We start from the raw sequence: 15,842 nt of genomic DNA, 5'->3' as shown, positions 1-15,842 counted from the left end.
TCCTTATTCGTTAATTACTTCCTCCACTTCCCCTAATGCTTGCAAAAATGCACCCAAGCCTTTTTGATCATTACAAACAATCGGCTCGCTAATGTAATAGGCATAGGTCCCGTCTCGTTTGTCAGCTCCACCAAGTCCTGCTACCTGACAATTTTTATTCAAGTTTACCCAACCCTCTTTTGTCAGAAGAACAAATTCATCTAAAAGACCTTGATAGCCCTTCTTTAATGGACCAATCCATTCTTGTTTATCAAGAACTCCTAAGCGAATCCCCTTTGCTATTGCACAAACGTACATACTGCTTGCAGATGCTTCTAAGTAGTTGCCTTTTTCGCCCTGCTTATCTACTACTTGATACCAGACTCCCTTTTCCTTATCTTGATAGTTTAGTATTGTTTCTAATGTTTTCTTAAGAATCTTCTCTAGAAAGGAACGGTCTGGCGTATCCTCTGGAATAATTTCTAATGTATCTACTAATGCCAGCACATACCAGCCCATTGCTCTTCCCCAAAAATTCTCCGATAATCCTGTTTCTTTATTAGCCCAAGGCTGTACTTTCTTCTCGTCCCATGCATGATAAAGAAGTCCTGTCCTTTCATCTAATAAGTGTTGATAACTAGTTTTGAATTGATGCAGAATATCGTCAAGCCCCTCTCCATCTGCATATTCCATTTGATATTGTGCGTAAAATGGTGCTCCCATATATAAACCATCTAGCCAAATTTGATACGGATAGATTTGCTTATGCCAAAAGACACCTTCTGAAGTTCTTGGATGTTGCTCTAATTGTGATTTCAATAAATCAGCTGCTTTTCGATACTTTTCCTCGCCTGTTTCTTTATATAATTGAAACAGTAGTTTTCCATTGTTAATATGGTCAATATTAAATTCCGATACTTCATACTCTTTTATCGATCCATCTGGTTGAACAAAATAATCAATATTTTCTTTTATATACTGCAAATATTTCTCATTACCGGTTCGTATCCAGAGGTTTTCAAACCCTTTTAGAACGACTCCATAATCATAAGACCATTTTCCGTTATAACCTCTATCCTCATATAAATGTGGAAGTCTTTCCATAATGGAAAGAGCTGTTCTCTCTGACCAACTTATTTCTGTCATTCTTATATTCTCCCATCTTATTTAGATTTTTTCCCCACTCTTAACGGGTAGTAAGAACCCCAGCTCAAGCGAGGGCACTGAAAAACTGGCTAGTTAATGATGATGGGCAATAGCCACTTTTTAAACATAAGATGATGGATTTGTTTTCCGAGGCTCGTCGCTACATTCCTGCGGGGTCTCGGACTTTCTCGCAGCTCCCATAGGAGTCGAGCGGACGCCTCTCCAAACCAACCTTATTTTCACTTTCCAATATGCTTGCTCTTCATTTCGCACGAAAAAAAGACTTTTTCAGTGGCCTCAGCTCAAGCTGCGAAGGGTCTTTCCACTACTTCCCCGCTAGAGTTAAGTGTCTTACGCTCCATTCCAGTCTTGTTTGAAATATTGATTATAAGCAACAACAACCTAAATTTTTTCAAGGTGAGCGTCTAGCCGAAATCTGCTTTCCTCTCACCTTTTTTTTGTCAAAGTATGCTCTAATTATTTTTGGCTTATTTCGTTTGTTCGTATGCTGCTTTATACTCCTCTTTAATTGTATTTCCGCCAGAATCGCTCCAAGTTTTTACTGCCTTTTTAAATCCATCTAAATCAATTTCGCCTAATATATACTGATAAGTAGCATCTGTAATGATCTTTTGTAATTCAGAACCTTGTGACGTATTTGTTGGAGATTCTAAAGAATAAGCAGGATTTAACACTGCATAATTAGCATTGTCTGCAATCATCTCATCTGCTAATGCTTTAATAGGATTGGGATCCTTTAATCCATAGCCTGATTCTTTTGGTCTAGATGCCGCGAATGGCTGCACTTCTTGTGTCCATAAGTCCTGATTGATAATTTCATATGCACCATCATCTGTTAACTTATAATGAACATCTTCCATTCCGTATGTCATTAACGTGTATACTTCTGAATCTAATAGATCATTTACAAATTTGAGAATTCTCTTTAATTCCGCTTCATCCTTTACTTCTGAACGAGGGAATGCCAATAATCCACCAATTCCGTTATTCGCTGCCCAAATCGCACGCTCAGGTTGGGAATCAGAAACCATATCATTCACTAATGCTAATTCCATATTATCTTGGATACCCGTAGCCATTGTTTGCAGGTTTTTAGCGTCGAAAAGTGCTCCAATATAAATCCCTGCTTTTCCTTGTGCAAAGCTTTGTTGTTGGTCCGTTTTTGCTGTAACAGCGAAGTCCTTATTTATCCAACCATTTTTATAAAGCTCCTTCATATAATCCATGGTTTTGACATATCCATCTGATTCAAACTCTGGAATAAAGTCTCCATTTTCATCCATTCCCCATATATTAGGAGTGCCATAATAAGAACTTAATGTTTTAAATGCTCCATATATTAAATCGTTACGATCAACAAACCCAGTCGTATCGTTTTTGCCATTACCGTCTGGGTCATTTTCTGTAAACGCTTTCGAAATTTTCATTAATTCATCAACTGTCTTAGGAACATCAAGTCCTAAATTATCAAGCCAATCTTTACGCAAAACAACACCATTACGAGCTAAATCTTTCTGAAATGGAATGCCATAAAGCTTCCCTTCAATAGAAGCAGAAACACGCACATCCTCCGAGATTTCTTTTAGATTAGGGAATTCATCTAAATAGTCTTCTACATTCCAAAACATCCCTGACTTTAGCGCATTGCGGACAGATGAGTTTTCAAGAATTGTTAATGTAACAATATCTGCTAATGAATCCGAGGCTAATGCCGTATTAATCCGCTCTTCTTTTGAAGCATCTGGTATCCAAGAAAATTTAATTTCTGTATTTGTTTTCTCTTCCATTTTATCTAAGACCGTATCAGTTGGCGGGGAAGCTGTATGTAAAATATTCAGCCAAGTAATTTCAGCCTTACTATTTTCATCATACGTGCCAGATGATTGCTCTTTTCCACCACTACACCCTGCCAAAAACAGCACACTCGCAAAACTAACACTAGCTAACTTTAATAGTTTTTTCATTTGTACTCTCCTTTGTAATTTGATAAAGTGAAATTTCTATCAGCGGGGGTTTTCCGTTATCCCTCACGGATGGTTAGTTGAACCATTCGGACCTTTACGGACAGCTGATCTCCCGCCTATCTTTCTCGAATCCTCATAAGTTTACGTCCAGAGTCTTACTGTCCGTTAAGAGTGGGATAAATAGTTTTATCTTCTACTTCTTCTGTATTTTGTAATTCTATTCTCGTAAACACTTGATTTGCTGTCCAAGTAATCACATAGAATAGAAAACTAATACCGAAGAAAGTGAGAATCCCAGGAAAAAACGTTATTGCTGTCCAATAAGTTGCACCAATTACCACAAACAATAATAGTGTGTATTGTAAACAGGAAAATCCAAAAATAAAAGACATTTTTATTCGAAAGAATATTCCTTTCCAGTTATAATGAGCCATTAGTGGATAGATAAAAATAGCTGAAAGGAAAAAAAGAAAGCATATGATAATCAGGCAAACTTTTAGATACCAGTTAGTAACATAAAGTAAATCGATCACCAATACATAACCAATCAGTACATAAATCCAGCTTGTAATCATTGATTCCTTGAAAGACTCTTTATAATACTTCCAATAGGAAGAAAAAATAGGGATATTCGTATTTCCTCTCATCCATTGTCTCAGGATACTAACTAGTGCATAGGTTGCTGGTCCGGCACCAAAGAGTCCCACCCCTAATAAAGTAAAGAGCCACCAGAGGAAATTCACATACACCAGATTTAATATCGTTGTAAAAATGTGGTTTATTTTTTCCACCGATTTTAACATCGAACTCCCCGCTTTCAACTAACCTTAATAAACACCATCCTCACCAAACTTTTTGGCAAGCTTATTCGCAAGCATCACTAAAACCAAGCCTACTAAGCCCTTAAATAAACCAACAGCTGTACTAAAGCTCAATTGTCCGTTCTTCAAACCAGCCGTATAAATATACGTATCAAAAATCTCCGCAACACTTCTATTTAATGAATTCAGTAATAGGTACATGTGTTCAAATCCTAAATCTAACGTGCTGCCTATTTTTAAGATTAATAATGTAATAATTACTGGTCGTATTGCCGGTAATGTTACATGCCATGTTTTTCGCAGTCTTCCTGCTCCATCCATCTCTGCCGCTTCATATAGTTGCGTATCTACAGCGGTAATAGCAGCAATATAAATGATCGTAGACCACCCTAGTTCTTTCCATATCACTTGTGCAATATAAACTGTTCTCGTCCAATCAGGTGATGTTAGGAAGCTAACTTTATTAAAGCCCACTGCCGCCAACATTTCATTAATTAATCCACCATCGACATTTAAAAATACATATGTAATGGAAACAATAATTACCCAGGACATAAAATGGGGGATATAAATTAACGTTTGGATACTAGATTTAAAATATTTGTTTTTGACTTCATTTAACATAAGCGCTAAGATGATCGGCATGGGGAAAAAAATGAAAATATTTAAAGCAAATAAGATAAGTGTATTACTTAGAAGCATGAAAAAGGTCGGTTCTGTAAATAAGCGAATAAAATGCTTCATCCCTACCCATGGGCTGCCCATAATTCCTAAGAACGGTTGATAATCTTGAAAAGCAATGATCAACCCGCCCATTGGTAAATACTTAAAAATAATAAAATAGAGAAAGCCAGGGAAAATCATTAAATAAAGAAGTTTATTCTTTTTCACATTAGCCCAAGTTTTTTGTCTTCTGACTTTTTTTTGCTGCTTCATTTTTAACTCTGATAATGTTTGATCATTAGGCTTAATGACACTTTCCATTTTGTACCCCCTCACTTTATAATGTGATGCTTGATTCTTACCTTAGCATATTGAAAAAGTAGAATTACGTATATAATCATTATTCGATAACGCTTACAACAATTGTTATATCACTGGTCTCCTGCACTCAATCCAATGTAATGATTACTACTTTGCCCACATGATTATCTGGTTCTCTAATATGATAAACCACTCATTTGGTAAGCGTTTTCTTTTTCTTAAATACTGATTATATACGGAATTAGCTTCTCCTGATAAAGTAGCTTTATAGAAAGAGGATAGGTTATTTCTTTAAAAGCTTGTGGTTAGCTTTACTTCTAAATACGCAGCAATTAAAACATTATTAGTTGTTGTGGAACAACTAGCTAGACAAAATATGAAGGAGGATCTATATGGAAAAAACGTATAAGAATAAGAAAATAACAAAAGGAGGACGGGCCTTTTCCATTATTAATGGAACAATTCTACTTATTATCGCCTTCATTTGTTTTTTACCTTTTGTAAATGTTATAGCTAGTTCCTTCGCTTCTACACAAGAAGTAGTGGCTAAACGATTTATCTTGATTCCTGAAACTTTTTCATTAGATGCATACCGTTATATCCTATCTACTCCGACACTCTTTAAATCTTTAGCTGTTTCGATTGGCGTCACCGGAATTGGTACACTAGTGAGTATGATTCTGACGTCTCTCATGGCTTATGGCTTGTCTCGTAAATATCTTCATGGCAGGGGCTTTCTTAACTTTCTTGTTGTTTTCTCTATGTTATTTAGCGGAGGGATGATTCCGACATTCTTAGTAGTGAAGGCCTTTGGATTAATCGATTCTTATTGGTCATTAATTTTGCCTGTAGCTATCAACGCATTTAACTTAATTATTATGAGAAACTTTTTCCAAGCACTACCTGATAGTTTAGAAGAATCGGCTAAAATGGATGGTTGTACGGATTTAGGTGTTTTTTGGAAAATAATGTTGCCATTAGCATTACCATCTATTGCAACAATTTCTTTATTTTACGCTGTTACTTACTGGAATACTTATATGACTGCTATCCTTTATATTAATGATTCTACAAAATGGCCTATTCAAGTTTTATTGCGTCAAATTGTTATTGTTTCGAGTGGCATGCAAGCAGAAGGCTCATCTGTTGATGTAATTCCTCCTGCACAAACGATTAAGATGGCTGTAATTGTTATTGCTACAGTTCCTATGCTTATTGCTTACCCATTTGTTCAAAAGTATTTCGTAAAAGGAGCATTGGTTGGTTCTGTGAAAGGATAAAAGTTAGTTATTCCTTCCCTATTAACATAAAAATTATCGGTGTTAACCCACAATATGAAAAAGCGTGCAAGTATAGGATGTCTTCTATCTTACACGCTTTTTTTGTTAATGATTATATTGTTTTCGATAGTCACCTGGAGTCATTCCTACTTTTTTCTTGAAAAAACGAATAAAGTTTTGGGAATTTCGATACTGTAATTTTTCGGCAATCTCTTTGATTGGTATATTTGTTTCTTGTAATAATGACTTTGCCTTTTGTAGCCGAAAACCCATTAGATAGTCAACAAAGTTTTCTCCATATTCTTTCTTGAAAACACTGCTTAAGTAATTAGGATTATAATGAAGACGGTCGGCAATAATATCTAGAGAAATTTCTTGGTCATACTCTGTCTGAATGATTTGAACAATTTTATCGGATAAAGAGCGAAATTCCTTATCTGTTTTATCCTGTGTGCTTATAATGATTGGCGTAATAAGGTGTTCAATTAGCATTTGCTTTATTCGATCAGGATAATAGGCATTTATCGCCTCATAATAAAGCGGCTTTATACTGTCAAAAATTTTCGCTTCCGCACCTAACAGCTGACCCAATTGAATAATCTCATTAATTAATCGAATAAGCGTTACTTCTAAGCTGACTGGATTTTTATTCATCCGGAAGATTTCGTCAATTAACGTGTCTACTGTCTCCTTCACTTCCTCCTCATTACCTGAGCGAATCGTATTTACTAGCTCATTTTGCAATTCTACAGGATATTTAGAAATGGAAGCATCATTCAAAAGAGGAGCAATATCATCATAAAAAATAATCGACTCTGGCCCTACATTTACACGATAGTGTAGCGCTTCCTTTGCTAAATCGACTGCTTTTTTGCTGCTGATTAGTGTTTTATAAACAGGACTTATCCCTACGCTGATAGTGATATCCAGATACTCCTTTGCGGCAGTTTGAATCTCCTCATAATACTTCATAATTCTTCGACTAGACTCATAATCATTTTCATCGGTTATAAATATGGTCGCTTGCATCTCATCGTTTAATACAATGGGGATTAATCTTTCCTTGTCAGGGACTATTTCCTCCACAATATTATTTAAAGCCAATAAGTATAAATCTTTCTCCACAATTTTTTGACTATCCATATTGTCGATTTGAATTAACCCTGTGTAAAAATGATTCGTTTCGTTAAAAAAATAACCAAATTGCTTTAATCGATGCTTTGCTTCATTTGCTGTAATTCTATTTCTAAATAAGCTTAAGACAAACAAAGTCTCGAGCTGCGGTTTTTGCATAGTTAAGCTAGCCACTAATGTTTCATTCTGTCCGATAATTTTATCAACAGAATCAGCGACAAGAGAAAGTTCACTTTTCTGGCCACTCACATCATGTATAGCTAGTTTCTCCTGAATTTTACGGATTGGCCGAGAAAATGAGTTAGCAAGCATATAAGAAATGATACCGACCAAAATGATCAACAGGGTCGAGACGATTAATAGACCAATCCTTGTATTATTAATCATATTGGATATTTCCGTCGGATTAATTTGCACTACATAAATCCAGCGATTATAGTCTGATTGGGCATACACATACTTTTCGCCGTCTGCGTCTACCATTTTGATGTCTTCTCCCTCGTTCATGATTGCTTCATAATTTTCGAGAGACAATAGCCTTGCTTTTTTCCTACTTGAATATAATAATTCATTTTTGCTATTATAAATTTCTACTAAATTATCTTTTTCATTATCAACAATCTCATCAATGCTGCTTCTTGGAATATTGGATATTCCTAAGGCAAATTTATCCCTTTGATAAATGGGCAAGGTCATAATCATCTCAATACCGGTACTAGTTGGTCGCCAAAATAAGCTTTGGGTTGCTTCATTAATATATTTTTGCTTATATTCTGCAATTTCCTCTTCAGATAATTCTTTCAGAGAACCCTCCATAATTCCCCAATTTTGATCAATGCTAATGAGATTATGCTTACTTCCTTCTATGCCCATCATTTCTATATAATTGATTTCCTTTTTTATATCCCGGTATGTATCAAAGTCTTTTCCCGACAAAGGCTGCTTAAAAATTGTCTCGAAAGTTGCAGTAGAACTATATGCTGTATATCCATATTCAATCGTTCGGACCTTTTGCTCTACATTGTTAAGGATTTGTTTTGTGTAGTTTTGCTTATCTTTCAGAAATTCCTCTTCGACGGAGTGATAGGTAGAGTTATAGATAAATACACTAAAGCCTACTACAATACTAATCCCTAATAAGAAAAAGGGAAAAAACAATTTGTAAAACAACCTTAATTTCTTCAAGCTCTCACACTCCTTGACTGAACTAATTTTATCACACTATTATTGAAAGCGTTATCAAATCATTCGATAGTTTAACTTTATTTACTAAAAAATAATCATTTTCTTATATCTGGAAAAAGATTATTTCCTAGTTTTTGGATTACAATATACATATAATAGCATATACTTCTTATCTTTTGCGAGAGGATTTTTTCACGTGTGCATCATATGTCTGATTGACAAATAGATAGATGAATTATAAAATGTGAACGTTAACATAATTACTAGGAGGAACTATGGTTACCATAAAGGATATTGCAAAGCTTGCAGGCGTTTCTCACACTACTGTGTCACGGGCGCTAAATAATAGTCCCCTCATTAAACCAGCTACAAAAGACAAAATTAAGAAAATCGCAGCAGAATTGCATTATGTCCCAAACTTTAATGCTAAAAGTCTTGTAAACCAGAAATCTTACACAATTGGTGTTTTTTTCTCTAGCATTAGCCATGGAACAAGTTCGAGTTTTCTAGTTGATGTCATTAAAGGAATTAATTCTGTTTTAGACGAAAATTATAGCATAGCAGTCAACGAGATAGATACACTCGTCCATTTTGATAAAGTTATTTCCAAGCGATTTGACGGAATCATCGTACTTAGTCAAAGTGATACAGACAACGCATTTATTTACTATATACAGCAAATCGGAATCCCAATGGTCGTGCTAAATCGCAGGTTGGATGATCCATCTATTCCAAATGTTTCTGCGAATGATCAGCTGGGCGTCGAAAATGCAATCGATGAAGCGATTAAGCTTGGGCATGAAAAATTGGGGTATATCAACGGAAAAAGCTCTTTTCGTTCCTCTGCGGAAAGAAAACAAGGATTTATTAATAGTTTATCTAAACATCATCTGCCGATACAATCAGCATATTTGGTAGACGGTGACTATAGCATGGAAAGTGGATATGATAGAATGACTCAACTATTAGAACTTCCCACCCCACCAACTATCGTATTTTGTGCTAATGATGATATGGCAATTGGTGCATTAAAGGCTTGTTTTTCGAAAAATAAGCAGGTACCCAGTGATATCTCGATTATTGGATTTGATGATATTACCTTTGCCCAATATTCTACTCCAGCCTTAACTACTATTCATAAGCCCATTGATAAAATTAGCGAAATTGGCACGCAAAAGCTTATAGCAATAATGAACAGTGAAACGTTAGAGGAAACTCAAATTTTAGTTGATACATTCTTAGTTAAAAGAGAATCCCTTAGTTACCCAACAAAACAGTCATAACTGTTTTGTTTTATCATAAAATGTTAACGTGTGCAAAAGGAGGAAATATAGTGAAGAAGCTGTCAAAACAACTAAAGCCAAATAGATCTTTTTTTCCAGAGAAAGTCATTCAATTTGGATCAGGTAATTTTATGAGAGGATTTCTTAATTGGCAACTACAGCAAATGAATAACCAACATTTATTTAATGGCAGTGCTGTGCTTGTGAAACCTACAAGACATCCTTCCAAAGTATCATTAGAGGAGCAAGATTATCTCTATACTGTCATCCTTGAAGGTTTCTTCCAAGGGGAAATTGTTCATACGAGTGAAATTATAACGACTGCTAATCGATTAATTAATCCTTATGACGAATGGGAAACATATTTACAATTAGCAGAAGATGAAGAATTAGCTTTTATCATTTCTAATACGACAGAAGCAGGAATACAATTTGATGAAAAGGACTGTCTCATTGATCAACCTTCTACTAGCTTTCCTGGAAAACTTACTGCCCTTTTATATAAGCGCTTTCAATTAAAAAACCGAGGATTTACGATTATCCCTTGTGAATTGATTGATCGTAACGGTGAAAAACTGAAAGAAGTTGTCCTACAGTATGCAAGCCTATGGAATTTAGAGCAAGACTTCATTAATTGGATTCACGCTGAAAATACATTTTGTTGCAGCTTAGTTGATCGTATCGTACCAGGCTATCCACGTGATCAAGCTGAACTACTTAATCAGGAACATGGTTATATCGATAACCTTATGGTAAAAGCAGAGCCTTATTTACTATGGGTTATCGAAGGTCCACAAGAATTAAAAGAAACATTTCCTCTTAAAAAAGCAGGGTTAAATGTAATTGTTACAAATGATATGACACCATATCGGGAAAGAAAGGTTCATTTGTTGAACGGTCCTCACACAGCAATGGTTCCACTTGGATTGCTTGCTGGTCTAGAAACAGTGGAAGATGTCATGAATGATAAAGATTTTGCTTTTTTTGTAAATCACTTAATGTCCCAAGAAATTATCCCTTTACTGCCTCTACCAACAGAAGAATTAAACACATATGCAACATCGATTATGGAACGATTTAAAAATCCTTTTATTCGCCATGAATTAACCTCTATCGCTTTAAATAGTGTCTCAAAATATAAAGCACGCTTATTGCCACTTTTAATAAAATACCAAGAAAAAAATCAAGAATTGCCACCGTTGATGACAGCTTCCCTTGCTGCATTATTCCTGACCTATCGTGGAAGCCAGTATAAACCAAATGATAGTCAAGAGGTGCTAGAGGTGTTTTCAAAAGCTTGGAAAAATCCGGAAACAGTTGCCTTTACTATCTTAGGCAATAAAAATCTATGGGAAAAAGATTTATCAACGGTTCCTGATCTAGTTGACGAGGTTACTACCTATATCCATAAACTTCGAAAAGACGGAGCAAGAGCTGTTTTAAAAAAGATGCTAAACAAAAAACAGCCCCCTTCCCTATTAAAGTTGAACGAACGAGACAATGTGGCGGTTGCACTGCGACCAATTACAGCCTCAGAAACATTATACCTAGATAGCATCTCTATTACAGCTAACCATGATATACCACAAGGACATAAAATAGCCTTAACAAATATTCGTACATCTACCAATGTCATCAAATATGGCTATCCTATAGGACATACGCTAAAGGAAATTACTCGTGGTGATTGGCTTCATACTCATAATGTGAAAACAAATTTAGATGGAGAACTAAAATATTCGTACCAGCAAGATATCCATCAAGTCAAATATCCAAAAAAGAACCTCACCTTCCAAGGATATAGACGAGCAAATGGAAAAGTCGGAATTCGCAATGACTTATATATTGTTCCGACTGTTGGTTGTGTAAATGGCACGGCTGAGTATATGTTGAAAGAATTCGAAGCTCTTCATCCTGACCTAGGTACATTTGATAATATTACGATTTTAAAACATCCATATGGCTGTTCTCAATTAGGCGAAGACCATGAAAATACAAGGAGTATATTAATAGATGCAGTGAAGCACCCAAATGCTGGAGGGGTTCTTGTTTTTGGATTAGGCTGTGAGAATAACGTGGTCGCTGAATTTAAAGAATTACTAGGAGATTATGATGCTTCAAGAGTTAAATTTTTAGTTGCCCAAGAGGTAGGCAACGAAATAGACGCAGGATTAGAACGATTAGAAGAAATCTATGAAGCTGCTAAATATGATCATAGAGAACCAATTCCAATAGCTGAGCTAAATATCGGCTTAAAATGTGGCGGTTCCGATGGTTTCTCTGGTATAACAGCTAACCCGCTATTAGGGGCATTTTCCGATTTCTTAATTTCCCAGGGCGGCAGTACCATTTTAACAGAAGTACCTGAAATGTTTGGAGCGGAACAAATGCTTATGGCACGAGCGGAAAACGAACAGGTTTTTGAGGATATTGTGCACTTAATCAATGACTTTAAACAATACTTTCATTCCTATGGGGAGCCTGTGTATGAAAATCCTTCCCCAGGAAATAAGGCTGGCGGGATTACTACTCTAGAAGATAAATCATTAGGTTGTACCCAAAAAGCTGGCACAGCACCCGTTGTAGATGTTCTGCAGTACGGAGAGAAAATCTCCAAAAAAGGGCTAAGCTTACTGCAGGCACCAGGCAATGATTTAGTTGCCTCTTCTGCTCTCGCTGCAGCTGATTGTCACTTAGTTTTATTTACAACAGGCAGAGGAACCCCATTCGGCAGTTTTGTTCCAACAGTGAAAGTAGCAACCAACTCAACTATTTATGAACACAAAAAGCATTGGATGGACTTTAATGCTGGTCCTTTACTAGAGCGGCAAATGAATGAAGTTCTGGAAGAATTTATTGAAAAAGTGATTGCTGTCGCAAGCGGAGAAAAAACGCGCAACGAAGCAAATGGCGTCCGCGAAATCGCTATATTTAAAACAGGAGTTACTTTATAACAGATTTGTAAATTAGAAGTTTATCAAGGAGTTTGGCTAAAAGTGTAGAAGATTGATGTAGCGTAGTGCTAGCTTGTACTTGAAAAGAAGTTCATTTGGTACTTTCTTGGAAGCTGGAGGCTCTGAGGTGTCTTCTCTGTTACCTTTTTTATCTTCTTTTGGGCATAACGGGCTCTGAGATAATAAAAGCAACTATAAATCATAAATAACGAAAGAGGGATTCTAATGTTTCTAAATGATCAATTTCTATTAAAAAATGATATCGCGCAAAAACTATTTCATGACCATGCAAAGCAGATGCCTATTATTGATTACCATTGTCACTTAGACCCTAAGGAAATTTATGAAAATAAACATTTTAAAAACCTAACGGAAGCCTGGTTAGCTGGCGATCATTATAAGTGGCGATTAATGCGTGCAAATGGAGTTCCAGAGTCCTATATTACTGGAAATGCTTCTGATTATGATAAATTTTTAGCATGGGCACGCACTGTGCCAAAAACGATTGGCAATCCATTATATACATGGACTCACTTAGAATTAAAGCGCTTCTTCGGAATAGATTTATTACTAAATGAGGAAAATGCTCCTCTTATTTGGGACTTAGCAAATGAAAAATTAACTACTGACGACTTCAAGCGTCGTAATATTATCACTAACTCAAATGTAAAAGTAGTTTGTACGACCGATGATCCTATCGATGACTTACACTACCATCAACTATTAAAGGACGAAGAACAGCATTTTCAGGTGCTTCCTTCCTTCCGTCCCGATAAAGTATTAAATATTGACCAAAATGGATTTATAGAGTGGATAGAAAAGCTAAGTACACAATCACAAGTTTCCGTCACTTCCTATCAAGGATTAATAGACGCTCTTAAAACTCGTGTAGCTTATTTCCACCAAATGGGTGGCAGACTATCTGATCATGCACTAGATATATTAACGTATGAGGAGGCAGATGAAAAAACGCTTGAAGCTATTTTTCAAAAAAGACTTAAAAATGGAGCATTATCTTCCTATGAAATCAGCGCTTATCGTACCGAGACATTATCTCGCTTAATCGGTTTTTATCATGCGCATAATTGGACAATGCAGCTTCATATCCATGCATATCGCAATACCAATTCAGCACTGTTTGATCAAATCGGTCCTGATACTGGATATGACGGAGTGAACGACCTTCCTCTTGCAATTCCTTTGCAGCGCCTTTTAAATCGAGCAGAAAAAGACGGGAAATTACCTAAAACGATTCTTTATTCTCTAAATCCAAATGATTTCTTTGTTTTAGCTACTTTAATGGGATCCTTTCAAAAAAATACACCTGGTAAGCTTCAGCTAGGATCAGGATGGTGGTATAACGATACGAGAGCTGGAATGCGTCATCAGTTAACAGTTCTTAGTGATGTTGGTCTTCTTTCCTCTTTTGTAGGGATGCTGACAGACTCGCGAAGCTTTCTTTCTTACACAAGACATGAATATTTCCGCCGAGTACTCTGTGAGTTTATTGGAGAAATCGTAGAACGTGGCGAAGCACCAGCAGACGAAGACCTGCTCGGTAGCCTAGTAGAAGCCATTAGCTATGATAATGCTAAACAATACTTCGGATTTGAGCGTTCTTATGTTGAAAATCATCCACGGTAATCATAATCATAATCTAGAGGCAAATCAGCATATGACATTAAGTCTCTCCCTTTTGAATGATAAAAAAAGACCCTTCATACTGGTTTTTCCAGGTGGAGGGTACCACCATTTAGCAGAAAAAGAGGCAAAACCTATCGTAAATTGGCTTCATTCGATTGGATATCATGCTGGAATCCTCTATTATCCTGTTGGAATAATCAATCCTATAAGTATCATCAATCAACTGGAAGAAGTATTTATGCAACTACACAGTAATGCAGATAACTGGCATTTAGTAGAGAATAAAATAGGTGTGCTAGGCTTTTCTGCTGGTGGACATCTTGCAAGTCTAGCCTGCACAAAAATTAGTAATCGAGCTAACGCTTTGGTTTTATGCTATCCAGTTGTTACCTTTACAGAACCATATGGGCATTCTGGAAGTCGAGAGCATTTTTTAGGAAAAAATCCGCCTAACCATCTAGTGAAGGCCTATTCGGTTGAGCATTTAGTCGATAAAAATATGCCACCAACTTTTATATGGCACACAGCGGACGATCAATCTGTTCCTATTCAAAATACCATCATGTTAGCAGAAAGCTTGGCAAAGTTCAGCATTCCGTTTGAATATCATATTTTTCCTTCTGGAAAACATGGATTAGCATTGGCAGAGGATTCCCCCTATGTCCATCGATGGCTGAGCTTAGCCGAAGCTTGGTTAAAAACTATTTTTGTATGATAAATCCATTTCACTGACTAGAATACTGGAGGAAAAATAATGCCAGACAAAATATCAATATTTATAGCAGGAGATTCTACAGCAGCAGAAAAAACAGCTGATAGGCGCCCGGAAACTGGCTGGGGAGAGAAGCTTTCTGCTTTTTTCACAGACCAAATTGTTATTGATAATAGAGCCATCAATGGCAGAAGCACAAAATCTTTTATAAATGAGGGACGACTATCTGCCATTGAGCACACTATTCGTCCTAGAGACTATCTATTTATTCAATTTGGACATAACGATCAAAAAGATGATCCAGTGCGCGGAACAGAACCTTACGGAGACTATCAAAAAAACTTACATACATTTATAAATACCGCCTTTAAACATGGTGCGCAACCAGTATTACTCACTTCTGTTTCTCGCCGGCATTTCACCGACCAACTCATTGATTCTATGTCTCTTGGCGAATATCCACTAGCAATGAAGCAATTTGCAAAGACACACAATATAGCGCTTCTGGATATTCATAAAAAATCGATGGAACTGTTCCAATCCTTAGGCCCTGACTTGTCTAAAAACTATTTTCTTCACCTTGAAGCTCATGAATCTAGCAATTATCCAAATGGAATAAAAGATAATACCCATTTTAATGAATATGGGGCAGAAGCAATAGCCCAGCTTATTAGTAATGCGCTAAAAGAAAGTGATCTACCTTTAAAGAGATTCTTAAAATAATCGTTCAGGAGG

The 15,842-nt window shown here is 36.3% G+C and carries 11 protein-coding genes and 1 pseudogene; 7 read left to right on the top strand and 5 right to left on the bottom strand.

The window, feature by feature from the left end:
* Positions 1–3: 3 nt before the first annotated feature.
* From NST60_RS12390 to NST60_RS12375, 4 genes are all read right to left on the bottom strand, one after another.
* Positions 4–1,125 (bottom strand): glycoside hydrolase family 88/105 protein, encoded by a 1,122-nt coding sequence (locus tag NST60_RS12390; protein WP_016205224.1) that lies wholly within the window; start codon positions 1,123–1,125, stop codon positions 4–6.
* Between the two features lie 488 nt (positions 1,126–1,613).
* Positions 1,614–3,110: an extracellular solute-binding protein gene (locus NST60_RS12385; protein ID WP_016205225.1), complete on the bottom strand. Its 1,497-nt coding sequence runs from the start codon at positions 3,108–3,110 to the stop codon at positions 1,614–1,616.
* A 155-nt stretch (positions 3,111–3,265) separates the two neighbouring features.
* Positions 3,266–3,913 carry a YesL family protein gene (locus NST60_RS12380; protein WP_016205226.1) on the bottom strand — a complete coding sequence of 216 codons (648 nt, stop codon included), beginning with the start codon at positions 3,911–3,913 and terminating at the stop codon, positions 3,266–3,268.
* A 24-nt stretch (positions 3,914–3,937) separates the two neighbouring features.
* Positions 3,938–4,867, bottom strand: coding sequence for an ABC transporter permease (locus tag NST60_RS12375; protein WP_212117944.1), 930 nt, complete (start codon positions 4,865–4,867; stop codon positions 3,938–3,940).
* Positions 4,868–5,307: 440 nt separating this feature from the next.
* Here NST60_RS12375 and NST60_RS12370 point away from each other — a divergent pair, with 440 nt between their 5' ends.
* On the top strand, positions 5,308–6,195 hold the full coding sequence (locus NST60_RS12370) for a carbohydrate ABC transporter permease (protein WP_016205228.1): 888 nt from the start codon (positions 5,308–5,310) through the stop codon (positions 6,193–6,195).
* Between the two features lie 105 nt (positions 6,196–6,300).
* Here the strand turns inward: NST60_RS12370 and NST60_RS12365 are convergent, their stop codons facing one another.
* Positions 6,301–8,514 (bottom strand): helix-turn-helix transcriptional regulator, encoded by a 2,214-nt coding sequence (locus NST60_RS12365; RefSeq protein ID WP_341098858.1) that lies wholly within the window; start codon positions 8,512–8,514, stop codon positions 6,301–6,303.
* 275 nt (positions 8,515–8,789) lie between these two features.
* Between NST60_RS12365 and NST60_RS12360 the strand changes: the two genes are divergently transcribed.
* The 6 genes and pseudogenes from NST60_RS12360 (at position 8,790) to NST60_RS12335 (ending at position 15,830) form a co-directional block, all read left to right on the top strand.
* The gene (locus tag NST60_RS12360) at positions 8,790–9,797 is read left to right on the top strand and encodes a LacI family DNA-binding transcriptional regulator (protein ID WP_101729960.1); all 1,008 of its coding nucleotides are present in this window, start codon (positions 8,790–8,792) and stop codon (positions 9,795–9,797) included.
* Between the two features lie 20 nt (positions 9,798–9,817).
* Positions 9,818–11,236, top strand: a pseudogene (locus tag NST60_RS12355) (tagaturonate reductase); the annotation flags it as partial.
* A 9-nt stretch (positions 11,237–11,245) separates the two neighbouring features.
* Positions 11,246–12,751 (top strand): UxaA family hydrolase, encoded by a 1,506-nt coding sequence (locus tag NST60_RS12350; protein WP_040342743.1) that lies wholly within the window; start codon positions 11,246–11,248, stop codon positions 12,749–12,751.
* A gap of 225 nt (positions 12,752–12,976) precedes the next feature.
* Positions 12,977–14,395, top strand: coding sequence for a glucuronate isomerase (gene uxaC, locus NST60_RS12345; RefSeq protein ID WP_101729962.1), 1,419 nt, complete (start codon positions 12,977–12,979; stop codon positions 14,393–14,395).
* Positions 14,373–15,110 carry an alpha/beta hydrolase gene (locus tag NST60_RS12340; RefSeq protein WP_341098857.1) on the top strand — a complete coding sequence of 246 codons (738 nt, stop codon included), beginning with the start codon at positions 14,373–14,375 and terminating at the stop codon, positions 15,108–15,110. The genes uxaC and NST60_RS12340 overlap by 23 nt, the downstream gene beginning before the upstream one ends.
* 39 nt (positions 15,111–15,149) lie before the next feature.
* Positions 15,150–15,830, top strand: coding sequence for a rhamnogalacturonan acetylesterase (locus NST60_RS12335; RefSeq protein ID WP_341098856.1), 681 nt, complete (start codon positions 15,150–15,152; stop codon positions 15,828–15,830).
* Positions 15,831–15,842: the final 12 nt, after the last annotated feature.

This window comes from Niallia sp. FSL W8-1348 (assembly GCF_038006745.1).
GTDB lineage: Bacteria > Bacillota > Bacilli > Bacillales > Cytobacillaceae > Niallia > Niallia alba.
Note: the sequence above shows the minus strand (reverse complement) of the source record. Positions and strands in the feature narration are given on the sequence as shown.

Bases quoted from the DNA above. Each gene is read 5' to 3' on its own strand.
- NST60_RS12390 (WP_016205224.1), bottom strand. From the start codon at position 1,125: ATGACAGAAATAAGTTGGTCAGAGAGAACAGCTCTTTCCATTATGGAA.
- NST60_RS12385 (WP_016205225.1), bottom strand. From the start codon at position 3,110: ATGAAAAAACTATTAAAGTTAGCTAGTGTTAGTTTTGCGAGTGTGCTG.
- NST60_RS12380 (WP_016205226.1), bottom strand. From the start codon at position 3,913: ATGTTAAAATCGGTGGAAAAAATAAACCACATTTTTACAACGATATTA.
- NST60_RS12375 (WP_212117944.1), bottom strand. From the start codon at position 4,867: ATGAAGCAGCAAAAAAAAGTCAGAAGACAAAAAACTTGGGCTAATGTG.
- NST60_RS12370 (WP_016205228.1), top strand. From the start codon at position 5,308: ATGGAAAAAACGTATAAGAATAAGAAAATAACAAAAGGAGGACGGGCC.
- NST60_RS12360 (WP_101729960.1), top strand. From the start codon at position 8,790: ATGGTTACCATAAAGGATATTGCAAAGCTTGCAGGCGTTTCTCACACT.
- NST60_RS12350 (WP_040342743.1), top strand. From the start codon at position 11,246: ATGCTAAACAAAAAACAGCCCCCTTCCCTATTAAAGTTGAACGAACGA.
- uxaC (WP_101729962.1), top strand. From the start codon at position 12,977: ATGTTTCTAAATGATCAATTTCTATTAAAAAATGATATCGCGCAAAAA.
- NST60_RS12340 (WP_341098857.1), top strand. From the start codon at position 14,373: ATGTTGAAAATCATCCACGGTAATCATAATCATAATCTAGAGGCAAAT.
- NST60_RS12335 (WP_341098856.1), top strand. From the start codon at position 15,150: ATGCCAGACAAAATATCAATATTTATAGCAGGAGATTCTACAGCAGCA.